We start from the raw sequence: 21,292 nt of genomic DNA, 5'->3' as shown, positions 1-21,292 counted from the left end.
CAATGAAAAATATTAATAATAGCTTTTTCCTGGAATCAATAGATCGTCCTTCTGACTGGTACATACGGCATAGCTGAACCCTTTTTGAATAGCATAGGCACCGTATTCCCCCTTTTTGTTCAATGCAAGGAAACCGACCTGAATGCCTTTTGCAATTTCAGGCTTTTTCTTGATGATCCTCATCACTGCCTCCTTACAGGCATCCTCAGGAGCATAACCCTGTCTCATCAGCTCCACAACTAAAAAGCTACCCACATTACGGATTACTTCTTCCCCAACTCCGGTAGAAGTGGCACCACCAACCTCATTGTCTACGTATAAACCAGCACCAATGATTGGGCTGTCTCCTACACGGCCATGAAGCTTATAAGCCATTCCACTGGTGGTACATGCACCGGATATGTTTCCTTTAGCATCAATAGCCAGCATTCCTATGGTATCGTGATTGTATTGGTTTCCAGGTAGTTTAGTCGGAGCGGCTTTATCATAAAGCTTATTCTCGATATTCATTACCGGTGCGTATTTCGCCGTTTTCAGCCATTCTTTCCATGCTTTTTCACTTTCCTTAGTGAGCAGGTTTTCTTTCTTAAAACCATTTTCCAGCGCAAACTGAAGGGCGCCATCGCCCACAAGCATCACATGTGGCGTTTTCTCCATTACCAGCCTGGCCACAGATATAGGGTGCATGATGTGTTCTAAACCAGCTACAGCGCCGCAATTGCCTAAATCATCCATAATACAGGCATCCAGGGTCACACGACCATCTCTGTCTGGTAAACCACCATATCCGACCGACTGATTTTTAGGGTCAGCCTCGGGTACATGAACTCCTTTTTCAACCGCATCTAATGCCCTTCCTCCATTGGAAAGTACTTTCCAGGCAGCCTGATTGGCTGCAATACCGAAATCCCAGGTAGAGATCACAATGGGTTTTACAGGTTCATGGGAGGAAGAATTAGGGATCATCGCTGCTGCACTATTTCTGTCGATAGCTAATAAAGAGGCTGAAAGTGCAGATGCTTTTATGAATTTTCTACGGTTAAACATGGTTTGGTTTAGTAATGGTTTGTTTTAAATGATATTAAAATTGTCAGCATCCTTTAAAAAAGGAAAAGTCTGGCGGGTTTTTATAAGTTCTTCATAACCGATGCTGAAGGTATATAAGTCTTCGTCCTCAGGTTTGTAATAGACAGTTTTACCCATAGGGTCAATGCATTGAGAATGACCACTGTGGTAAACTTCTTTTCCATCATGGCCCACACGGTTTGCAGCGATCACATAACTCTGATTTTCAATCGCACGTGCAGGGATTAAAGCGTTCCAATGTATCGCACGCTTATCCGGCCAGCTGGCGATCAGCAACAGGATGTCATATTCTTCATTCTGGTTGCGCAACCAGACTGGAAAACGAAGGTCATAGCAGATGGCAAGGCGTATCTTCCAGCCTTTTAATTCTACAATGATTTTGTCATTGCCGGGAGTATAGGTTTTATCTTCATCACTTAAACCAAAGAGGTGTCTCTTATCGTAATGACTGTATCCACCGTCAGGAAGCATCCAGATCAGGCGGTTATAATAGTTTCCGTTTTCTTTGATAATCAGACTTCCGGTAACCACACATTCGTATTTCTTTGCAATTTCGTTCATCCATTGCATGGTTCTTCCATTCATTTCTTCTGCAAGTGCTTCCGCATTCATGCTGAAACCGGTGTTGAACATCTCAGGGAGAATAATCAGGTCTGTTTTTTCTTTTACACCTGACGACAACCTTAAGGATAGGTTTTGAAGGTTCTTGTCAATATTTTCCCAAAATAAGTAGGCCTGAAAAATGGTAATCTTCAGGTTTTTAATATTCAGGTAATCTGGACTTTCCATTATGCTAATTTAAGAAGATGTAAATTATAATTTAACTAGTCTTTCAACGGCTTTTTCTAAGGTTTCTTGCTTTTTGGCAAAACAAAAACGTAAAATATGGTGGTCCGTGTTCCGGATATAGAAGGCAGAAACCGGGATGGAGGCTACGCCAAACTCTTTAATTAACCTTTCGGCCATGGCGACATCTTTTTCATCGCTGAGGTGCTCATAGCTAACACATTGGAAATAAGAACCATTGCAAGGTAATAATTTAAACTTAGTTTCTCCAAGAAGGGATCGGAACAAATCGCGTTTCTGCTGGAAATAAGCCGATAATCCAAGATAAGTCTCCGGATCTTTAAGGTATTTTTCTATCCCAACCTGCATAGGGGTGTTCACACTGAAAACATTAAATTGATGGACTTTTCTAAACTCTTTCATCAATGCTTCAGGAGCAAGACAATAGCCTAATTTCCAGCCTGTCGTGTGTAGCAATTTGCCAAAAGAGGCGACAATAAAGCTCCTTTCCCTGAGTTCAGGGTATAAAGCGACACTCTGATGTTTTTTGCCGTCAAAAATGATGTGTTCATAAACCTCATCACTCAGAATCATGATGTCGGTATTTTTAGTCAGCTTGATCAGGGCCTTGATGTCCTTCTCCGACAAAACGCAGCCGGTAGGATTTTGAGGACTGTTTAAAATGATCATTTTGGTATTGGCAGAAAATAGCTTCTTCACCATTTCCCAGTCGATCTCGTAATTTGGAGGGGCTAGCTGATAGGGCTTTACCAGGCCGCCAAGCATCTTTATAGTGGGCGCATAACAGTCGTACGCAGGTTCAAAAATGATCACTTCATCTCCGGCATTGATATAAGCATTCAGGGCAGTAAATATCCCTTGTGTGCCTCCGGCAGTAACAGTTATTTCCGTTTCAGGATGATAACTGGCGCCATAAAGATAATCCATCTTTTCAGAAATCAGCTCCCTGAGTGCCGGAAGTCCGGTCATAGGAGCATATTGATTGAATCCCTGCTTCATCGCATCCGCTACATATTCAATTAGTTTTGGATCAGCGTCGTAATCAGGAAATCCCTGAGAAAGATTAATTGCTTGGTGTTCTTCAGCTAATTTGGACATGACCGAAAAAATGTTCGTGCCTGTTCCAGGTAGTTTTGATTGTGTAGATATCATGTGGCAACGAAAATAGAAATAATATTTATCCCCTTATATCAGATTTATTTAATAATTTCATCCTGCTATGACTTTTAAAACAAAAGAAAGCAGGTTGCTGCTCGTTTTAGGCTCCTTTTTCGTTGCCAATGCCATCCTCTCAGAATTTATAGGCGTAAAAATATTTACGGTAGAGGGAACGCTTGGAATCAAACAGTTTGACATTAATCTGCTTGGAGTGCCTAACCTTTCCTTTAATATGTCGGCAGGGGTGTTAACCTGGCCACTGATTTTTATCATGACCGATATCATCAATGAATATTTTGGGGTCAGACAGGTGCGTTTCCTGTCCATCTTAACAGCGGTGCTGATCTCTTACGCTTTTATCATTGTTGGTGCAGCAATGCGGCTTACACCTTCTGATTTTTGGGTGAACCAGAATATTGAAGGACATCAGCTGAATATGAACGCAGCTTTTGCAGGGATATTCGGACAGGGAATGTGGATTATTGTAGGCTCTATTATCGCCTTCCTGATCGGGCAGATCGCCGATGTGCTCATCTTTCATAAAATAAAGAAAGTGACGGGAGATAAGGCCCTATGGTTACGGGCAACAGGTTCTACAGTGGTTTCTCAGTGTATCGATAGCTTTGTAGTGATCTTTATCGCCTTTTACCTGAATCCTCAGTACCACTGGAGCTGGCAAATGGTTGCCGCTATCGGATTGGTGAATTATACCTACAAGTTTGTTGTTGCCATCCTCATGACGCCGATATTGTACCTGGTTCATGGTATTATTGACGGCTATCTTGGAAAAGATCTGGCACAACGGATGATTAAGCTGGCCGGAAGGTAAACACTATAATTTGATCCTCTTATCAAAGACAAAGGATTCTGATTTCAGGAGTTTGATCAATTTAAAATCCGGATGCTGCGGATTGATCAGGTAATTGTATTCTGCAGGAATGATGGAAGAGGGGACTTTTAATACTGCTGATTTTCCTTCTCGGATCCAGTTTTCGCCCATAGCCTGCGTAAGGGGCATGTTTTCAAAGATAACCCAGTTTGAAGGTAATTTCTTCAGCTCAATGCTAAGTACCATAATGTCATCGGGAATTTCAATGGTCATTACCTGGAAAGAATTGTTGAGCCCAATCTGATTTCTGTGTACTACGTTTTCCAGACAGGCCAGAGAACGTGATCCTGCACTATAAATCACCTCCACTTCATTGGGATTCCAGCGTGCTGCTCTTCCGGAAGCTACTAAAGCACCGGCATATTTGGTAAGGGCAATTCGAAATACCTGCATACTAAGCTAAATCACCGTATTCTATCCTGATTAATTCTTCTTCAATCAGAGAAATACCGGTAATGGTGTCCATCAGATCAAAAGGAACCTGATTGCCCAGACCATAAGAAGGGGTGTTTAACCATAAATGAAAAGCTTTTGCAGTTCCAAAAATTTCTATCCCTTTTTCAAAAAGAGAGAAGGATTTTAAGAGTTTCTCACTTAAGGACGCATCCAGTTTAGCTGCATTGCTCACATAATTCTCTATCGTTTTTACATTCGTTTTAAAAGTATCCTGAAACTCTTCCCTGGTAAAACCAGACAGGCTCAGGAAATCAAGTGCTGCTTTTGCAGATAAGCCATTTTTGGCACTGGTAAGCACACTGATCGAATTGGTATATAAGGATTGATAAGGAGCGATAAGTGCTGCTTCAGCAACTACCGATACTTTAGCCTTGGTTTTGTAGGGTTTTGGAGTACTTGCCATATTACTTCATTTTTGTAATCTCAAATGTAGGAATATTTTCTGTGATTTTTAGAATATTTTCCAAACAAAGACGCATTCCTGACATTCTCGCTATTTTTAGGAGCTGGAATGCGACTTTGAAGGGGAACCAGAGTTAAGAAATTTTCTTTACTTCCAGTATTTTAAACTCCTGAATGCCATCGGGCATCTCCCAGTTAATGATGTCGCCTGTTCTGTATCCGAATAAAGCAATGCTGATAGGTGCGAAAACAGATACTTTTTGTAGTTTTATATTCGCTTCTTCGGGCATTACGATCCTGAAATTAAACTCTTTGCCGGTCTTTGTATTGGCTATTCTGGCTTCAGATTTCAAACAAACTACATCGCCAGGAAGTTCCTGATCTGCATAGATCGTGGCTTCTTTAATTTCCTGTCTTAGTTTTTCTTTGTTGTATGAGCTCATGTCAGATTTGTCCAGGTGTTCTTTTAGCAGTTTTAAATCGCTTTTGGATAAGGATAATGACTTTGTTTCCATGTTTTAAATGTCTTGATGTGAATAATGATTAATTACTGATGAAAAATAAAGGCAACGCAAAGGAGTTCTTGCATAACAGATCAATCAGGTATAAAAGAAAACAGGCAAAATTGCCAGAGTCTTAAAAGATAATATAGCAGAATTGATCAGAAGAAAAAGGCCCCTGAACCGATTGGAAATAAATGATTCGGGGCTTAATTAATAAAGTCTTTACTTGTTATCTGGTAAGTAAAGCCGAAGGGATAATTCTCCCTGGAAAACCTTTTGAAAAGGGCATATACTTGCAGCTGACTTTTATTATAAGTCATTAATGTTGCGCTGTATAGGCTGGTTCTCTGTTCCATTTTTGCTAATCTCGGTAGCTTTTTAACAAAATCAAAGTAAAAACCGTTTTATTTTAAATCATTACCTTAGTCAGACTATCGGGTATCAATCTATGAGAACATTCTTTCTTGCCCTGCTGGGCATCATCATTTCCATCCCGGCCTGCAGCTTTGCACAAAGGTTTAATGCCAGCGAAAAATCAATCATCCTGTCAGGGGATACCGCAACCATGTTGAGGGTAACTCAGATTACTGAAGCGCAGGAGCTGAAGGTGCTGACCTCAGTATCTGCTGATATTAACCCTAAAGATCCTTTAATTAAAGTGCTGGCGCGGCGCATGTACCTCGCCATGAGGGATGTAAGGAGGCCGGGAATAGGAATTGCCGGGCCACAGGTAGGGATTAACCGTAATATCATCTGGGTAAAGCGATATGATAAAGAGGGAGAGCCTTTTGAACTGTATCTGAATCCAAAGATCACCTGGAGGTCTGAGTTGTTGCGAAAAGGACAGGAAGGGTGTTTGTCTATTCCGGATGCGATAGGAGATGTGGTACGTCATCATTCCATCAGGCTTAAATATACTGACCAGTCCGGCCAGGAAAAAGAGGAAATTATTGAAGGGTTTACTGCAGTGATTTTTCAGCACGAAACGGATCACCTGAATGGAATTTTGTTTACGGAAAGGTTAAAGGAGCAGGAAGGAAAAGCCTATTATTCCCTTGCCGGCCAATTGGATTTTATGACTGAGAAGCGCTATTCCCGTCCCTGAAAGAGGTCTGAAAGGGCCCCTGAGGGGGCTGAATGAGGTTTAAAAAAGAAAAAATAAGATAGATTTAATAGAAAAAGCGCAATAGAAGCTAAGTTATGTACGTTTATTTCCAAAATAATATATATTTGGCTATAAATTAAATAATCAAAACATGGAAAAATTTTCAAAAGTTAAAGAATTACTAGCTTCTGTAGAGGCTGATGCAGAGAAATTTTATAATGCAGGAAACAGCGCAGCAGGAACTAGAGTACGTAAAGCTATGCAGGATTTAAAAGTTCTTGCACAAGAAATCCGTACTGAAGTAACAGACAAAAAGAACAGCGGTAAATAATATCGATTCATTCGAACATCAGTAGCCGTCACGAACGGCTACTGATGCTTATTCTCTTTCCCATTCCCCCTCCAGCTATGTCTTATACAGCCGCCCCAAACAGATACTCTCAAATGCAATACCGCAGGTGCGGAAACAGTGGATTAAAGCTTCCGGCAATCTCGCTGGGCTTATGGCATAATTTCGGACATGTAGATCAGCTGGAGAATTGCAGCAATATTTTGAAACTTGCATTCGACAATGGGATTACTCATTTTGACCTTGCCAATAACTATGGCCCGCCTCCGGGATCGGCTGAAGAAAATTTTGGCAGGTTATTGAAGCGGGATTTTGAAGGTTACAGGGACGAGATGATCATTTCTTCCAAAGCCGGATATACCATGTGGGATGGACCTTATGGAGACTGGGGTTCTAAAAAGTACCTTGTTTCCAGTCTGGATCAAAGCCTGAAACGCATGAGGCTGGATTATGTAGATATTTTTTATCACCATCGTCCGGATCCGGAAACTCCACTGGAGGAAACAATGGCTGCATTGGACCTGATCGTACGTCAGGGGAAAGCACTGTATGTGGGGATCTCAAATTACAAAGCTGAAGAAGCAGCGAAAGCCATTAAGATACTCCAAAGGCTGGGAACGCCATGTCTTATCCATCAGCCCAAATATTCCATGTACGAACGCTGGATTGAAGGCGGATTACTGGATTTATTAGGTCATGAGGGGGTTGGCTGTATTCCTTTCTCTCCCTTGGCCCAGGGAATGCTGACCGACAAATACCTGAAGGATATTCCTTCGGATTCCAGAGCGGCAAAATCACATGGTGCATTACAGCAGGACCAGATTACTCCGGAAAGAATCAGACAACTGAACGAACTGAATGCGATTGCAGGCGAAAGAGGCCAGAAGCTCGCCCATATGGCACTTTCATGGATTCTGAGGGATGAACGTGTAACTTCCGTTCTGGTTGGTGCCAGTAAGCCTGAACAACTTGCAGATTCCTTGAAATGCCTAAATAACATTACTTTTAGTACAGAAGAATTGCAAAAGATTGACCGGATTTTGTCGGCATAAGGTAACATCCGCCTTTATTTTTATCTTTAGGCATGGAATCTACACAAACTTTGCCCGTATTAAACGCTGAAGAGCTTCGTGTTCTTGGCGTATTGATGGAGAAATCTAAAACAACACCCGAGTATTATCCAATGACGGTGAATGGAATCACCGCTGCCTGTAATCAGAAGACGTCCCGTAAGCCGGTGGTTCAATATGATGAACAAACCGTGGTTCTGACGCTTGATGTGCTTAAAAGAAAAGGACTAATCTCTACCGCTACCGGTGGATCCAGCAGAAGTATAAAATACAAGCATAATTTCGCTATTGTCTTCCCGGTTACTCCGCAGGAAGTTGCCATTCTATGTCTGCTCATGTTAAGAGGCCCTCAGACTCCTGGTGAACTCAATACCAATTCAGGAAGATTATTCGAATTTGAATCCCTGGAGGAAGTACAATCGGTATTGGAACGGCTGGCTGATGCGGAACAACCGTATATTTTGCAATTGCCAAGAAAAGCGGGTCAAAAAGAAATGAGGTATATTCATCTGCTTTCAGGAACCCCGGATCTTAGTCAGGATGAAGCTGTTGAAGAGCATTATAGCAAACCGGCCAGTGAAATCGAAAGCCGTCTAGCAAAAGTAGAACAGGAACTTGCAGAAATGAAAGAAGCTTTTGATAAGCTGATGAAAGAATTGATGGGCTAATGCCGGTTTTAAACAAAATACAAATGAAATTATTGTTATTGATGGGTATCGGACTCCTTTCTTTCAGTACAGCTACTGCCCAGGCACCAAAAGAAATTCCAGAACAGGATTTGGTGAAAATGAAGCTGAAAATCCATAAGGAAGTGGATGCACAATATAAAAAACTGCTGGAAAATCCTGATAAAGATAATTACATGAGCAAAACTGCAATGGATTTTCAAATGGATACGACCAGAATTGAACAATTCATGAAACAGCGGATTGCGATTGATTATTCAACAATGGGCATGGTACAGGCTAGCTATGATGCGGAGAAAGAATATGACCAGTTATTAAATAAGTATTATCAGCAACTGCTCAAACTGATGGAAACCCGAGATAAACCTTTGCTGATTGAAGTGCAGCGAAACTGGTTGAAATATCGGGATTCAGAAAGAAAAATGAACGCATTGCTGACCGAAGAAAAATACTCCGGCGGAGGAACAATCCAAAGGGTGATACTTGCTGCCGCCTATCTTGAAATTACCAAAAAACGAGTTTTTGAACTGCAGGGATACCTGGACCGGATATAAACGATTTTAGCTAAAACCATAGCCAATAGATGGGTGTTGTATTAACCGATAACATCCATCTTAAATTTCTGAGATCTGCGATTTTATTAAGCATTAAAAATTGAGATATGTCAAAGAAAGTTGCAGAGCAATTGGTCGATATGCTAATCCAGTCAGGCATTAAGCGTATTTATGCCGTAACCGGCGATAGTTTAAATGAATTAAATGATGCGGTAAGACGAAATCCTGATATTCAGTGGATCCATGTCAGACATGAAGAAGCCGGGGCTTATGCAGCGGCAGCAGAAGCGGAATTACACGGACTGGCCTGCTGTGCTGGCAGCAGCGGCCCTGGACATGTACACCTGATCAATGGTCTTTACGATGCCCATCGTGCAGGTGCTCCGGTACTAGCCATTGCCTCTACCTGTGCCACTACAGAATTCGGTTCTGGATATTTTCAGGAAACCAATATCACTAAGCTTTTTGACGATTGTAGTCATTATAACCAGATCGCAACTACACCAGCTCAATTGCCAAGAATGGCACAGGCGGCATTGCAACATGCGTTTCACCATAAAGGAGTGGCTGTATTAGGGCTGCCTGGAGATGTCAGCAGTATGGAAGCGGTAGAGAACATGTCGGCAGACAGGACCTATTTTTCCAAAGCAATTGTCCGTCCGGCAGATGAGGAACTCCTGGCCTTATCAAAATTAATCAACAGCCATAAAAAGATTGCGATCTTTTGCGGTGTTGGTGCTGCAGAGGCTCATGATGAAGTGGTTAGACTTGCGCAAATCCTGAAAGCACCTGTTGGGTATTCTTTCCGTGGGAAAATGAGCATTCAATATGATAATCCTTATGAAGTAGGGATGACTGGCTTACTTGGTTTACCTTCAGCATACCATAGCATGCATGAAAGCGATCTGGTGATCCTCCTGGGAACGGATTTCCCTTATGTCCCTTTTATCCCGCAGGATAAAATATTGGTTCAGATCGATACCAAACCAGAGCGCCTGGGTAGACGTGCAAAACTGAAAATGGGCCTGCACGGTGATATTAAGTCCAGTTTAACCGCATTAATTCCACTGTTGGATAGCAATGAGGATGAAAGTTTTCTGAATGCACAATTGAAAATTTATGAAAAAGTAAAAGAACACCTCAATACTTATGTCGAAGATAAGGGTAAAACGGATGCCATTCATCCGGAAGCAGTGGCCTTCGAAATCAACAAGCTGGCTGCAGATAATGCCATATTTACGGTAGATACCGGAATGTGTTGTGTATGGGGCTCCAGATATATTCATGCCACCGGTAAGCGAGATATGTTGGGCTCCTTTAATCATGGTTCCATGGCTAATGCCATGCCTCATGCGATAGGTGCGGCACTTTCCAGTCCGGACCGGCAGGTGGTTGCCTTGTGTGGGGATGGAGGAATCTCCATGTTACTCGGTGATCTGGCTACAATTAAACAATACAACCTGCCAGTTAAACTGGTTGTATTTAACAACCGTTCTTTAGGTATGGTGAAACTTGAGATGGAGGTGGCTGGACTCCCTGATGCCGAAACGGATATGGTAAACCCGGATTTTGCATTGGTTGCAGAGGCAATGGGGATAAAAGGAATAACCATCAGCGATCCCGATGATCTGGAAATACTTTTAAAAGAAGCTTTTCTGCACAACGGACCGGTGTTGGTCAATGTAATGACGGATCCCAATGCCCTGGCAATGCCACCTAAAATAGAATTTAAAATGATGAAAGGAATGGCCCTTTCTATGACTAAACTCATGCTGGGTGGTAAGTTTGATGAAGTATTGGACACGGTGAAATCAAATTACAAACACCTGAAAAGCATCATTGATTAAAGATATCTAGATATCAATAAATAAGGCCAGAAAGATCATTCTTCCCGGCCTTATTATTTTATGATATGGCGTTTAAACCAGACTAGTTGTTAACTAGCTTTAATGCTCCTTCACTATATCTTGCGCCTGTATTTGGGTATTGTTCAATAACCTTTAGTATCGCTTTAAGGTCTGCTTCTGAAAGGTTTACGTCTACAGCACCTGCATTTTCTTCCAGATACTTTCTTTTTTTAGTGCCCGGAATAGGAATAATCTGTTCTCCCTGTGCCAATACCCATGCAATGGCCAGTTGAGCAGGAGTACAGTTTTTATCGCTGGCGAGGGCGGCAAAATCATTGGATAAGGATTTGTTGTTTTCCAGGTTTTCACCACTATAACGCGGTAGCGTTTTCCGGAAGTCGCTTTCGTGCAGACTGTTGATGTCAACTGTATTGATGACCAATCCACGGGCCAGTGGAGAATAGGGAACAAGGGAAATACCAAGTTCGTTTACGGTATCCAGAATTTCCGCTTCCACATCTCTGGTCAGTAAAGAATATTCACTCTGTAAAGCCGAAATAGGATGAATGGCATGCGCCTTTCTAATAGAAGCAGGAGAGGCCTCGCTTAATCCTAAATAACGCACTTTTCCTTCTTTTACCAGTTCTGCCATAGCACCTACAGTTTCTTCAATAGGTACATTCGGATCTACACGATGAGCATAGTATAAGTCGATGGTATCAATGTTTAAGCGTTTGAGACTGTTCTCTACAGCAATTTTGATCCATTTTGGAGAGCCGTCAAAATAAGTACCATTTACGTTGCTTGCAGGTTTTTGCTCGTCTTTAAAGCGGAAACCAAATTTGGTAGCAATAAATACCTTATCCCGGTTTGGAACCAGAACTTTGGAAATCAATTCTTCATTCAGCCCATTGCCATACATATCGGCAGTATCCCAAAAGTTAATTCCCAAGTCTAATGATTTATGTAGGGTAGCGATGCTTTCTGTATCATCCGTCGGACCGTAAGCGAAGCTCATACCCATACATCCCAAACCGATGGCAGATAGTTTTTCTGTTGTTGTTCCTAGATTTCTGTATTTCATATCGTTTTATTTTATGAATCAAAATTAGTCCGATAGCAGCTGATCAGGTTTATAAGATTCAAACAGATGATTATAATAATCAAACAGCCATGTTTCTTGCATCTCCGGGAGTCACTCCGGTCTGTTTTTTAAAAAACTGATTGAAATATGCAGGGTATTCAAAACCCAGGCTATAGGCTACCTCTGCAATATTCCAGTCGGTATGCTGCAACAATGCCCTGGCTTCTTTGGTAATCCTTTCCGAAATCAGCGCTGTTGTGGTTTTTCCTGTAACCTCCTTTACCGAGCGGTTCAAATGGTTGGCATGTACAGACAGGCTCTGTGCATAGTCATTCGCTGTTTTTAACCGGAGTGCGTCTTCCGGGCTGTCTATCGGAAACTGACGCTCCAAAAGCTCCATAAACAAACTGGTAATCCGGCTGGGCGCATTGGCATGTTTTTCAAAGCTTCCAGCTGGCTGCATCTTCATGGCTTCATGAATGATCAGGTGCAGGTAATTGCGTAGCAAATCGTATTTGTGGGTGTATTCTGAGTCCATTTCCAGGACCATTTTTCTGAATATTGCAGAGATTTCCTCCTGTTGGGTTTCATTGATGAAAAAGACCGGTTTACCGCCGATTTTGAACAATGGAGAGTCTTGAAGGCCATCTTTACGCTCATGTGCGCTAACAAATGCCTCGGTAAACAGGCAAAACCAGCCTTCCTGTTTTTCTGAAGAGGGTTCCCAGGAATAGGGGATTACCGGATTGGAGAACAGAAGGGCAGGACGGTCAATGGCAATCCATTTGTCGGCATAATGAAGTACCCCTTCTCCCAGAATCAGGGAGACTTTATAAAAGTCCCGCCTGCTATAAGGTGTCTGTACTTTACAGAGGTTGCGGGTATATACGTTAAAATGGCCAGCTCCGGCGTTGTTTAACGGTCGCCCGGAAGCATTTGCCTGGGGCACGCGCTTGTAAAAATCTTCGATAGTTTCAGTGTGGTTCATTTTATAAAGTTATAAAATTCAAATAATATGTTTACCAGAAAACTATCATAATTCAAGAGATTACTCCTGCGCAATACCAACCCTTAGGGCTTTTAGTCCGCTTAGACCCTGTACCTCCTCGAGGTTCAGCTCTTCCAGTTCAGGAAGTAATATTCCTGTTTCCTGAAGGTATTGTATAAATGGAAGGTAATCTTCCACATCTTTTTTGTTAAAATAAATAATAGCGAGTTTATCCGGCTGGGTTAAGCGTTCTCCGGTTTCACTAACCAGGACTTTGTCAATCCTTTTTTTGATCATCTGATACCTGATATTATAGGCGCCTTCTACATCAAATTTACGCTCATCTGAACGGAAACTGATGTCTATAGTTTGGTTATGAACAAAGACGAGCTGCGTGGTTTGCAGTTTTTTTGGCATTCCGGGTAACAGAGAATGTGTAAGCTTTGCTACTGCGGCCATAGAGGAGAGCTGCCACAACCTTAGATTTTTGAGGTGAAAATGATTAAATGGCTTTCCGGGAGCAATAGACTGGCCGATATAGATGTCGTACTCTACGCCGTCTGTTCTGAATTTTTCAAAATAGCAAGGGTAGGATTGCTGGAGTTTTTCTTTCTCAGACTCGAAGTAATTGTTCACCGCATTATTGATCATCTGCATAGATACTTCCAGCGCATACCTGTTCTGCTGAACCTCACCATCGATCTTAGTGGCGCGTCCCAGGTAATGATCCACCACTTTTTTTGTCCTTGAATCCTGTTGAGACAGGTGGGTCAGGTAGTCAACCATCTCCGTTTTAAGGAAACCGTTCAGGTTGTTCTCCTCAGTAGTGTTCCAATGTTCCTGAGCCAAAGCCCCCTGCCATTTTTTGCAGTTAAAGATCATCTCTTCCATCAAAGAGGAATTGTGGTTTTCCTTTAAGGATTGCAGTGTTTCGGACAACAGATTGAGGTGATATTCCAGGTCGGCCTTGCTGGCAATATTCCTTTCGATAGTAGAATTTCTGATGTCAATGGCTCCATATAAGGGGTAAACCTCATTAAAATAGATCGATTCTGTTCTTTCAGGAAGATGTTTCTTCTTATTGTGCAGGTGATGCCAGGCCACTTCATTAAATTTCCATTGTACTGAAGGCTGAATGGAAGTGAATTTTTCCTTGATGATATTTTCGATTTCCTGGTTAAATTCATCAATATAAACCTGCAGCAACTGGGCGACTGGCTGGATTGAAGGTTCCAGCAGGGCAAGTGCAGATTCATTAAATAATTCACCTTCATAAGTATGCATGGCCAATACCCCCACAAGCGTATGGTTATAAAATAAAGGGATTAGCGCCATAGACCTGACCCCTAATTCAATAAAACTCGTTAAAAATGCAAACTGCTTCAGGTCTTCTTTTGAAATATCAGGGGAGAAAAATGAATTGGGATTGGAACTATAGGCCTGCGCTAATTGCTGAAATGCTTGAGGACTAAGTCTTTTTTCACCCCATACCGAGAATAAGATCCCGGTCCCGCCTTTTTCATAACCATACACCAGTTTGTTGTTCACGCGGACAAATGGAAATAAGTCAAACTCAATACGGTTATTCTGAAGCAAGGTTTTTAACGATTGAATGACCATCTGATAACCCTGTTCTTCCTCGCCACTAATGCGGTTAAGCCGTATTTTGTTGATGTTTTCTACCGCCTGCTTGGCGGTCACATCATGCACGGAAAGTACAGAAATGCCCCTGAACTGAAATAGGTTTAATGGCAATACGCTTTCCAGCATTTCATACCCGACACCATCACCTAAGTGCTCATGGATCTGTCGGAAATCAAGTTTCGGCAATTTTCCTTTTACTTTAACCTCTATAAAATCAGTGTTTACATGGACCTGATAGTAACTCAGTAAACCAGTTTCTTTATTAATTCCCGAATGGTACTTTTCCTTTGGTAAAGGAATATGGAAATTGTATAGTTTTTGCAGGATAAAAGCATAGACATACCTTAGCCTTTCTTTATGGAATTCCTCTGGAGTTTTAGCTGTAAAGTACTCCTCCGGGTTTTCCTTCTTGCTTTCTAACAATTCATACAGGGAGTTGGTTCCATAAAAAGTGATGGGCTGAAGCGGGAAACAAAGTCCCCAGGCCACAAATTTTTCATCCTCCTGTGCGGGTGAAAGAGAAGCATACATATACTCCAAAAGAAGTTCATACCGATGGATGCCTTCCAGTGAAATATCAGCTTCGCAGCCCTTTTCCTTTTCAAAGGCGGCCAATGCAAGTTCATAGTAAGACCTTTTGATCGTTGGCTCCGTTTTTACTCTTCTCCTCAGATATTCAATAAAAGGTTTAAAAGAGAGCTCCGCATCAGCCTCTAAAAGTTGCACTTTATTACCGGAAAGGTCCAGGATGACTTGCTTCATGGCTCTAAGATACTATTTTTCGAGTATCACCTTTAAATCATCCAATCCCTTTTGCAGGTCTTTACCCAGCATGCCTTCCATGTCCATGCAGAGTAACATCAGGTTCATAGGATATTTCATAGTTCCTTTAAAACCCCATCTCACTTTAGTCTGTGTTTCTGAAACGGATTCTGTGCTCATATAAGCGTCGTCATTTGATTCAAAAGGTTCTATAAAACGAAGTTTCATGTCGATTCTTTCTCCCTCTGTGATTTTTGAAATTTCCTGTTCTCCTTTGCCAACTTCTTTATTTTTGCTATCCCAGGCAGCTACAAAACCTACCGTTCCATCGGTACCTTTATATTCCTTTTTTGCAGCAGGATCACGCTTTAACCATACACTGTACAAGTCTTGGTTTTTCAAAAGTTTGATGTAGTCAAATACTTCAGATTTCGGCTTGTTGATAGTGATTTCCCGTTCTACAGCATAATCTTTTTTAACGAATAACGCAACAATCAGGAGAAGTACAACAATCAGTACGATTCCGCCTAAGATTACTTTTAAGATTTTCATTGTTTTTCTGGTTTAGTGGTGGTTGATTTTAGTTGTTTGTTACTACTAAATTACATCCCTGTTTTGGAAAAACAATGAGCGGAGTCTTCTTTTTTAACGGTCGCTACGTTCTTCCATATTTAAGTCTGTATCAAATGGACTTTTTGTAAAGGGATAAATGGATTGTTTGATAAAACCCTTGGGATATTGAGCTTCATGTACCCCTGTTCCCGCAGGCCATTTCTTTCCCGGCAGGTAATAAGTGCCAAACATCAGGTCAATGAAGGGAAAGATAGAAGCGAAATTATGTCCATAATATTTCGGGTCTTCGCAATGGTGCCAGTGGTGATACTGAGGAGTAGTAAAGATGTATTTCAAGGGGCCAAAATTCACCCTGGTATTGGCATGGATCAGTACGGCATGTATGGCAATAAAAATGATGTAGACATTGAAAACCGTGGTAGAAAATCCAAGAATGTACAATGGAATAAAGGTCATGGCTCTGGTGAAGAAGATGTCCATAAAATGAGTACGGCTACCTGCCAGCCAGTCCATGCTTTTTGTAGAGTGGTGGATGGAGTGGAAACGCCAGAGGTATACACGGGTATGGAAAAAGCGATGCGCCCAGTATTGAAACAAATCTGTAGTAAAAAAAGCGAGGAATAAAGCAGCCAGGAAAGGTAGACCCTGAACCCATAAATGAACTTTTTCCAGCCCGATCCAGCCAAAGAATAAAACTGCAGGCTTTTGGGTTACAATACCAAAAAATTGAATGAATAAATGGCTGATGACAAAATACATCAGGTCGGTTCTCCACTCTTCATGGAATTTCGTTTGCGACTTGTTTTTAGGAAAAAATAACTCTAAAGGAATAAAAATGACCGTCATCAGCAACAAATCCAGAATCATCCAGTCTAGTCCGAAATGCCAGTCGGTTTTTTCCACACTGCGTCCCTGAACAGTAAATGCGCCAAGAATAATAGCTACCGCGGCAATTGAAGTCCCTGTCAGTGCCCATTTGATCTTCTTACTTAAAATCAAACTGAGTAATGCGAAAAAGAAGGAGGCAATGATACCGATGGTCATCATCATCTCCACCACCTCTTCGGTATAAACCTCACGAAACTCGGGGGTAGTCAGTTGTTCAGGATACCGGAAACAAAAAATTCCTAAAAGGGCCAATGTAGATAAAAAGATGGAGATATATCCGCTGATCTGACCCTGTCCGACTTTTAAACGCTTATTTGGAGACATAATTTAGCTATTCTATAAAAAATTAATAACGAATAAAGACTAAATTCTGTAATAAAGCAAGCATTTCAGGATTTTTATTGGCAAAAGTAAGGCAATAGAATCCGCGATGAGATGTGATAAGTTTGCAATTGTAAAGGTTAATCGGCAGATTTGGGTAAACCTGTTTTTGTTGAAAAATTCGCATTCCTCTTTATGAAAAATTTCCCCTTCATCAGTTTGTCGGCTTGTCTGATGTTATTGAGGCTTTCTGTGGCATTTATTTTTCTCGCTCACGCGATAATACGGGTTACCGGAGGAACGGTGGTTCGTTTTGGAGAATACCTGAATAACAAAGGTTTTGTGTATGGGACGCCATTGGTTTGGGGGGTGACGGTCTATGAGGTACTTGGCGGGGTATTACTGGCTTTTGGTATTTTCACAAAATGGTTGTCGGCGGGTTTTATTGGGATCATTACGCTTGGAATCGTGATCATTCATCTGGAAAATGGCTGGTTTGTGGGAGAGCATGGGGCAGGAGGTTGTGAATATAGCTTCCTGTTAATCATCGCATTGATGGTGATTGCTGCGGCCGACAAAAAGAAATAAACAAAAATCGGTAGTTTTGGAATAAACTTTGTCAGCACCAATGATGCAATTAAACCCCGCGGTAACACTTTCTTCAATACTTGATAACGACTTCTACAAAATTACTATGCAGCAAGGGGTAGTTCGCTTGTTTCCTGGTGCAAAAGCTCGTTATAAGTTCATTAACCGGGGCAAACATTCGTTCCCGCCTGGATTTGCAAAAGCGTTAAGGGAAGCGGTCAATCAAATGGCTTTACTGAAGCTGAGCCGGGAAGAGAAACATTTTCTGGAAGTGACCTGTCCGTATCTGGATCCGGTATACCTGGATTTTCTGGAAGGTTACCGGTTTAACCCCGAAGAAGTCCGTATTGAACAGCAGGACGATCAGCTTGAGGTTCATGTCGAGGGGCTTTGGTACCGGACCATTTTATGGGAAGTTCCATTGATGTCGCTCATCTGCGAATTGTTTTATATCCTTAGCGGATCCGAAAGAATCAACAATGATGAGGTCATAGAAGTGACGCGAAAAAAAATTGAAAACCTTAGAAAATTAGGAGTTACAGTCGCAGAATTTGGTACACGAAGACGTTATTCTTATCAGGTACATCGCCTGGTCCTGCAATCCCTGACACAATTTGGGGCCGGTTCATTTATTGGGACAAGTAATGTACACATGGCTATGCTCCACCAGACCAAACCAATTGGAACCCATGCTCATGAATGGTTTATGTTTCATGCAGCCCGTTATGGGTTTAAAATGGCCAATGCCATGGGCTTGGAACATTGGGTAAATGTTTACCGCGGAGATCTGGGCATTGCCTTATCAGATACGTATACCACTGAAGTCTTTTTCAGTCAATTTGATAAGATGTTCTCCAAACTCTTTGATGGAGTGCGGCATGACAGTGGAGACCCGCTGTTGTTTGCGGATAAAGTAATCGCTCATTATCAGAATATGGGGATTGACCCTAAGTCTAAAACGATTATTTTCTCTGATGGTCTGAATTATGAAAAAGTGGCCCGCATTGCAGACTACTGCAGGGATAAAATAGGAATGTCTTTTGGAATAGGAACAAACCTTACCAATGATGCTGGTCCCGATCCGATGAATATCGTTATTAAAATGACGGAAGCACATCCTAAAGACGGGGAGTGGACAGAAGTGGTGAAACTCTCCGATGAACATGGAAAATATACCGGAACGGACAGGATGATCAATTTAGCAAAGACGATTTTGCAGATTGACTAACGGGGGCGTAATCATTCGATTAAATAAACTGGTAAAACGTCATAAAAAAGCTGATCATTTTATGATCAGCTTTTTAACAGAAATTCGGTGACTAAAAAATTAAGCACCCTGTTTTCTGGTATATTTAGTAAGGATCACAATCACCTGACCTTCAATTTTACCCTCAATCTGATCTGTGTTGTTTTCTACCAGACGGATGTTTTTTACCACCGTTCCCATTTTTGCATTCAATGTAGAACCTTTTACGTCTAATGATTTTATCAATACGATGGAATCTCCTGCCTGAAGAATACTGCCATTACAATCTTTATGAAATTCTGCTGCCGTGCCATTTTCAAGACCTGCAGATTTAGCCCATTCCAGTCTTTCTTCATCCAGGTACATCATGTCCAGGTTGTCCATTGCCCAGCTTTCATTGCTGAGACGGTTCAATAAACGCCAGGAAACAACCTGTACTCCAGGAACTTCACTCCACATGCTTCCGCTTAAGCAAGTCCAGTGTTTGCTGTCCAGTTCTTCTTTATTTTCAATCTGTGATAAACACTTCTCACAAATCATGATGCAGTTGTCTTCATTGCTCTTTGACTGAGGAGGAACTTCGTATACACTAAGGGCTTCCCCGGATTGGCACAATTCACATTTGTTTTCACTTCTCTTCAGCAATAGTTCTTCCAGTTTCATATACTTATGTTATAATCAAGGGGCGAAGTTAATTATTTTATCCGAGCCATCTCAGACTTGAACTTCATGATTTAGGATACAACATTTTTTGTTTAGGAGAGGCTAGTTTCAGGAATAAAAGAACTAATTTATAACAGTTAATCCTAAGAGATGAAAATACCTGTGATACATGGTAATATTGAGCGGAGAATTCTAATCAATTATACTGCTGATGCGGAAGTGGTACGACAAATTCTTCCTTTCCCGTTCCGGCCTAAAATTTATAAAGATAAAGCGATTGTCGGGATTTGCTTAATCCGGCTGAAACAAGTCAAACCAAAGAGCTTACCGGACTTTATTGGCGTTTCTTCTGAAAATGGAGCACATCGGATTGCCGTCGAATGGGACGAAAACGGGGAGGTCAAAGAAGGGGTTTACATCCCCCGAAGAGACACTTCATTGAGGCTGAATACCCTCGTTGGCGGCTGGCTTTTTCCTGGTGTTCATCATCTGGCAAAATTCAATGTGAAAGAAGAAAACGGACATTATCACATTGACTTCCTAAGCAGCGATCAAACGGGTATTTCAATTGATGCAAAAGAAATATCCGATTTAAATGAGCATTCTATATTTGAGAATTTAGCCAATGCCTCCGCTTTTTTTGAAAAGGGATCGTTGGGGTACTCTCCGAATAAAGACCAATTTGATGGTCTTAAACTGCAGACTTACCGATGGGAGATGAAAGCTTTGGAAGTCTCACACCTGAGGTCTAGTTTTTTTGAAAATGAAAGTCTGTTACCAAAAGGGTCTGTTGTATTTGATCATGCGTTGTTGATGACAGAAATCGAACACGAATGGCACAGCGTCCCCACACCAGGGGGATAATGAGGGATGCTGTGCCGATCGGGGATTTATCAGATTATTTTCCTGCTTCCAGGGCAAATGCAACTGCCGCCTGAGCATGAATCTTTGTGGTGTCAAAAACGGGTACCTGGATATCTTCCTGGTGGATGAGCAATGGAATTTCGGTACAGCCTAAAATAATACCTTCCGCACCTTTGTCGATCAACTGCTGGACAATTGCCAGATATTGTTTCTTGGTCTCTGGATTTAATACCCCACGGCCCAGTTCGTTCCTTAACGTATCCTCAATATAATCTCTGTCTTCCTGGCTTTCCGGAATCATGGGTTCAATTCCATTGGCAATCAGCTTGTCCTTATAGAAATCCAGTTCCATCGTATAAGTAGTACCAAGCAATCCTACTTTTTTCAGACCAACCTGATTAATTCTTTCAGCTACTGCAGTGGTAATGTCTATCAAAGGTAGGTTTACCTGTGCCGCAATCCTGTCAGACACAATATGAGCCGTGTTTGCACACAAAACTATGGCTTCTGCGCCGGCCTTTTTTAAATCTTCCGCTGCATTAACCAACAATTCAAAAGTGGCATCCCAATCGTATTCTGAATTGAAACGTTGGAAATTGTCAAAGTTTACGGAGTAAATCATACATTCCGCAAAGTTTAATCCGCCTAATTCTTCATTGATTCCCTCATTGATGTAACGGTAATAATCTACTGTTGATGTCCAGCTGATGCCTCCGACAAGTCCGATTTTCTTCATCATTTTCTATGTTAAAATATGTT

Annotated in this window: 23 protein-coding genes; 10 read left to right on the top strand and 13 right to left on the bottom strand. The window is 41.6% G+C overall.

Annotation, left to right across the window (positions count from 1 at the left end):
• Positions 1-12: 12 nt before the first annotated feature.
• Genes BFS30_RS25840 through BFS30_RS25830 form a run of 3 tightly spaced genes read right to left on the bottom strand, consistent with a single transcriptional unit; the run spans position 13 to position 3,045 of the window.
• A complete protein-coding gene (locus BFS30_RS25840) occupies positions 13-1,047 on the bottom strand; it encodes a N(4)-(beta-N-acetylglucosaminyl)-L-asparaginase (RefSeq protein ID WP_069381944.1) in 1,035 nt (344 codons plus the stop codon).
• Positions 1,048-1,071: 24 nt separating this feature from the next.
• A complete protein-coding gene (locus BFS30_RS25835) occupies positions 1,072-1,875 on the bottom strand; it encodes a nitrilase family protein (RefSeq protein ID WP_208603010.1) in 804 nt (267 codons plus the stop codon).
• 24 nt (positions 1,876-1,899) lie between these two features.
• A complete protein-coding gene (locus tag BFS30_RS25830; RefSeq protein ID WP_069381943.1) occupies positions 1,900-3,045 on the bottom strand; it encodes a methionine aminotransferase in 1,146 nt (381 codons plus the stop codon).
• Between the two features lie 67 nt (positions 3,046-3,112).
• Between BFS30_RS25830 and BFS30_RS25825 the strand changes: the two genes are divergently transcribed.
• Positions 3,113-3,880, top strand: a complete 768-nt coding sequence (locus tag BFS30_RS25825; protein WP_069381942.1) for a queuosine precursor transporter — start codon at positions 3,113-3,115, stop codon at positions 3,878-3,880.
• Between the two features lie 3 nt (positions 3,881-3,883).
• Here BFS30_RS25825 and BFS30_RS25820 read toward each other — a convergent pair whose 3' ends face one another.
• The 3 genes from BFS30_RS25820 to BFS30_RS25810 all read right to left on the bottom strand — a co-directional run bounded on the left by BFS30_RS25820 (position 3,884) and on the right by BFS30_RS25810 (position 5,313).
• A complete protein-coding gene (locus tag BFS30_RS25820; RefSeq protein WP_069381941.1) occupies positions 3,884-4,333 on the bottom strand; it encodes an RES family NAD+ phosphorylase in 450 nt (149 codons plus the stop codon).
• Between the two features lies 1 nt (position 4,334).
• On the bottom strand, positions 4,335-4,799 hold the full coding sequence (gene parS, locus BFS30_RS25815) for an antitoxin Xre/MbcA/ParS toxin-binding domain-containing protein (protein WP_083252251.1): 465 nt from the start codon (positions 4,797-4,799) through the stop codon (positions 4,335-4,337).
• Positions 4,800-4,932: 133 nt separating this feature from the next.
• On the bottom strand, positions 4,933-5,313 hold the full coding sequence (locus tag BFS30_RS25810) for a GreA/GreB family elongation factor (RefSeq protein WP_069381940.1): 381 nt from the start codon (positions 5,311-5,313) through the stop codon (positions 4,933-4,935).
• Positions 5,314-5,749: 436 nt separating this feature from the next.
• Here BFS30_RS25810 and def point away from each other — a divergent pair, with 436 nt between their 5' ends.
• From def to BFS30_RS25780, 6 genes are all read left to right on the top strand, one after another.
• Positions 5,750-6,406, top strand: coding sequence for a peptide deformylase (gene def, locus BFS30_RS25805; protein ID WP_083252250.1), 657 nt, complete (start codon positions 5,750-5,752; stop codon positions 6,404-6,406).
• 151 nt (positions 6,407-6,557) lie between these two features.
• Positions 6,558-6,737, top strand: a complete 180-nt coding sequence (locus BFS30_RS25800) for a histone H1 (RefSeq protein ID WP_069381939.1) — start codon at positions 6,558-6,560, stop codon at positions 6,735-6,737.
• A gap of 77 nt (positions 6,738-6,814) precedes the next feature.
• Positions 6,815-7,807, top strand: a complete 993-nt coding sequence (mgrA, locus tag BFS30_RS25795; RefSeq protein ID WP_069381938.1) for an L-glyceraldehyde 3-phosphate reductase — start codon at positions 6,815-6,817, stop codon at positions 7,805-7,807.
• A gap of 32 nt (positions 7,808-7,839) precedes the next feature.
• Positions 7,840-8,493 carry a YceH family protein gene (locus tag BFS30_RS25790; RefSeq protein WP_069381937.1) on the top strand — a complete coding sequence of 218 codons (654 nt, stop codon included), beginning with the start codon at positions 7,840-7,842 and terminating at the stop codon, positions 8,491-8,493.
• Positions 8,494-8,516: 23 nt separating this feature from the next.
• The gene (locus tag BFS30_RS25785; protein ID WP_167353205.1) at positions 8,517-9,065 is read left to right on the top strand and encodes a lysozyme inhibitor LprI family protein; all 549 of its coding nucleotides are present in this window, start codon (positions 8,517-8,519) and stop codon (positions 9,063-9,065) included.
• A 107-nt stretch (positions 9,066-9,172) separates the two neighbouring features.
• Positions 9,173-10,912: a thiamine pyrophosphate-dependent enzyme gene (locus BFS30_RS25780; RefSeq protein ID WP_069381935.1), complete on the top strand. Its 1,740-nt coding sequence runs from the start codon at positions 9,173-9,175 to the stop codon at positions 10,910-10,912.
• 82 nt (positions 10,913-10,994) lie between these two features.
• Here BFS30_RS25780 and BFS30_RS25775 read toward each other — a convergent pair whose 3' ends face one another.
• The 5 genes from BFS30_RS25775 to BFS30_RS25755 all read right to left on the bottom strand — a co-directional run bounded on the left by BFS30_RS25775 (position 10,995) and on the right by BFS30_RS25755 (position 17,175).
• Complete coding sequence (locus tag BFS30_RS25775) at positions 10,995-11,996, bottom strand: aldo/keto reductase (protein ID WP_069381934.1); 1,002 nt, start codon at positions 11,994-11,996, stop codon at positions 10,995-10,997.
• A 79-nt stretch (positions 11,997-12,075) separates the two neighbouring features.
• A complete protein-coding gene (locus BFS30_RS25770) occupies positions 12,076-12,984 on the bottom strand; it encodes a helix-turn-helix domain-containing protein (protein ID WP_069381933.1) in 909 nt (302 codons plus the stop codon).
• Positions 12,985-13,044: 60 nt separating this feature from the next.
• Positions 13,045-15,390, bottom strand: coding sequence for a GAF domain-containing protein (locus tag BFS30_RS25765; protein WP_069381932.1), 2,346 nt, complete (start codon positions 15,388-15,390; stop codon positions 13,045-13,047).
• 12 nt (positions 15,391-15,402) lie between these two features.
• A complete protein-coding gene (locus BFS30_RS25760; RefSeq protein WP_069381931.1) occupies positions 15,403-15,942 on the bottom strand; it encodes an SRPBCC family protein in 540 nt (179 codons plus the stop codon).
• Positions 15,943-16,035: 93 nt separating this feature from the next.
• Positions 16,036-17,175: a sterol desaturase family protein gene (locus BFS30_RS25755; protein ID WP_069381930.1), complete on the bottom strand. Its 1,140-nt coding sequence runs from the start codon at positions 17,173-17,175 to the stop codon at positions 16,036-16,038.
• Between the two features lie 192 nt (positions 17,176-17,367).
• Here BFS30_RS25755 and BFS30_RS25750 point away from each other — a divergent pair, with 192 nt between their 5' ends.
• Entirely contained in the window at positions 17,368-17,760 is a 393-nt protein-coding gene (locus tag BFS30_RS25750) for a DoxX family protein (RefSeq protein ID WP_157263058.1), read from the top strand.
• Between the two features lie 40 nt (positions 17,761-17,800).
• Complete coding sequence (gene pncB, locus BFS30_RS25745; RefSeq protein WP_069381929.1) at positions 17,801-18,988, top strand: nicotinate phosphoribosyltransferase; 1,188 nt, start codon at positions 17,801-17,803, stop codon at positions 18,986-18,988.
• A gap of 99 nt (positions 18,989-19,087) precedes the next feature.
• On the opposite strand, the gene BFS30_RS25740 is transcribed toward pncB, so the two are convergent.
• Positions 19,088-19,669, bottom strand: a complete 582-nt coding sequence (locus BFS30_RS25740; protein WP_069381928.1) for a PhnA domain-containing protein — start codon at positions 19,667-19,669, stop codon at positions 19,088-19,090.
• Between the two features lie 150 nt (positions 19,670-19,819).
• On the opposite strand from BFS30_RS25740, the gene BFS30_RS25735 reads away from it, so the two are divergent.
• On the top strand, positions 19,820-20,533 hold the full coding sequence (locus BFS30_RS25735; protein WP_069381927.1) for a DUF2071 domain-containing protein: 714 nt from the start codon (positions 19,820-19,822) through the stop codon (positions 20,531-20,533).
• A 34-nt stretch (positions 20,534-20,567) separates the two neighbouring features.
• On the opposite strand, the gene BFS30_RS25730 is transcribed toward BFS30_RS25735, so the two are convergent.
• Complete coding sequence (locus BFS30_RS25730; RefSeq protein WP_237028665.1) at positions 20,568-21,272, bottom strand: aspartate/glutamate racemase family protein; 705 nt, start codon at positions 21,270-21,272, stop codon at positions 20,568-20,570.
• Positions 21,273-21,292 lie beyond the last annotated feature (20 nt).

The organism is Pedobacter steynii, assembly GCF_001721645.1.
GTDB lineage: Bacteria > Bacteroidota > Bacteroidia > Sphingobacteriales > Sphingobacteriaceae > Pedobacter > Pedobacter steynii_A.
Note: the sequence above shows the minus strand (reverse complement) of the source record. Positions and strands in the feature narration are given on the sequence as shown.

Coding starts and splice junctions, on each gene's coding strand:
- BFS30_RS25800 (WP_069381939.1), top strand. CDS start 6,558: ATGGAAAAATTTTCAAAAGTTAAAGAATTACTAGCTTCTGTAGAGGCT.
- BFS30_RS25780 (WP_069381935.1), top strand. CDS start 9,173: ATGTCAAAGAAAGTTGCAGAGCAATTGGTCGATATGCTAATCCAGTCA.
- mgrA (WP_069381938.1), top strand. CDS start 6,815: ATGTCTTATACAGCCGCCCCAAACAGATACTCTCAAATGCAATACCGC.
- BFS30_RS25840 (WP_069381944.1), bottom strand. CDS start 1,047: ATGTTTAACCGTAGAAAATTCATAAAAGCATCTGCACTTTCAGCCTCT.
- BFS30_RS25830 (WP_069381943.1), bottom strand. CDS start 3,045: ATGATATCTACACAATCAAAACTACCTGGAACAGGCACGAACATTTTT.
- parS (WP_083252251.1), bottom strand. CDS start 4,799: ATGGCAAGTACTCCAAAACCCTACAAAACCAAGGCTAAAGTATCGGTA.
- BFS30_RS25785 (WP_167353205.1), top strand. CDS start 8,517: ATGAAATTATTGTTATTGATGGGTATCGGACTCCTTTCTTTCAGTACA.
- def (WP_083252250.1), top strand. CDS start 5,750: ATGAGAACATTCTTTCTTGCCCTGCTGGGCATCATCATTTCCATCCCG.
- BFS30_RS25750 (WP_157263058.1), top strand. CDS start 17,368: ATGAAAAATTTCCCCTTCATCAGTTTGTCGGCTTGTCTGATGTTATTG.
- BFS30_RS25790 (WP_069381937.1), top strand. CDS start 7,840: ATGGAATCTACACAAACTTTGCCCGTATTAAACGCTGAAGAGCTTCGT.
- BFS30_RS25735 (WP_069381927.1), top strand. CDS start 19,820: ATGAAAATACCTGTGATACATGGTAATATTGAGCGGAGAATTCTAATC.
- BFS30_RS25820 (WP_069381941.1), bottom strand. CDS start 4,333: ATGCAGGTATTTCGAATTGCCCTTACCAAATATGCCGGTGCTTTAGTA.
- BFS30_RS25755 (WP_069381930.1), bottom strand. CDS start 17,175: ATGTCTCCAAATAAGCGTTTAAAAGTCGGACAGGGTCAGATCAGCGGA.
- BFS30_RS25825 (WP_069381942.1), top strand. CDS start 3,113: ATGACTTTTAAAACAAAAGAAAGCAGGTTGCTGCTCGTTTTAGGCTCC.
- BFS30_RS25760 (WP_069381931.1), bottom strand. CDS start 15,942: ATGAAAATCTTAAAAGTAATCTTAGGCGGAATCGTACTGATTGTTGTA.
- BFS30_RS25810 (WP_069381940.1), bottom strand. CDS start 5,313: ATGGAAACAAAGTCATTATCCTTATCCAAAAGCGATTTAAAACTGCTA.
- BFS30_RS25740 (WP_069381928.1), bottom strand. CDS start 19,669: ATGAAACTGGAAGAACTATTGCTGAAGAGAAGTGAAAACAAATGTGAA.
- BFS30_RS25730 (WP_237028665.1), bottom strand. CDS start 21,272: ATGATGAAGAAAATCGGACTTGTCGGAGGCATCAGCTGGACATCAACA.
- BFS30_RS25775 (WP_069381934.1), bottom strand. CDS start 11,996: ATGAAATACAGAAATCTAGGAACAACAACAGAAAAACTATCTGCCATC.
- BFS30_RS25835 (WP_208603010.1), bottom strand. CDS start 1,875: ATGGAAAGTCCAGATTACCTGAATATTAAAAACCTGAAGATTACCATT.
- BFS30_RS25770 (WP_069381933.1), bottom strand. CDS start 12,984: ATGAACCACACTGAAACTATCGAAGATTTTTACAAGCGCGTGCCCCAG.
- pncB (WP_069381929.1), top strand. CDS start 17,801: ATGATGCAATTAAACCCCGCGGTAACACTTTCTTCAATACTTGATAAC.
- BFS30_RS25765 (WP_069381932.1), bottom strand. CDS start 15,390: ATGAAGCAAGTCATCCTGGACCTTTCCGGTAATAAAGTGCAACTTTTA.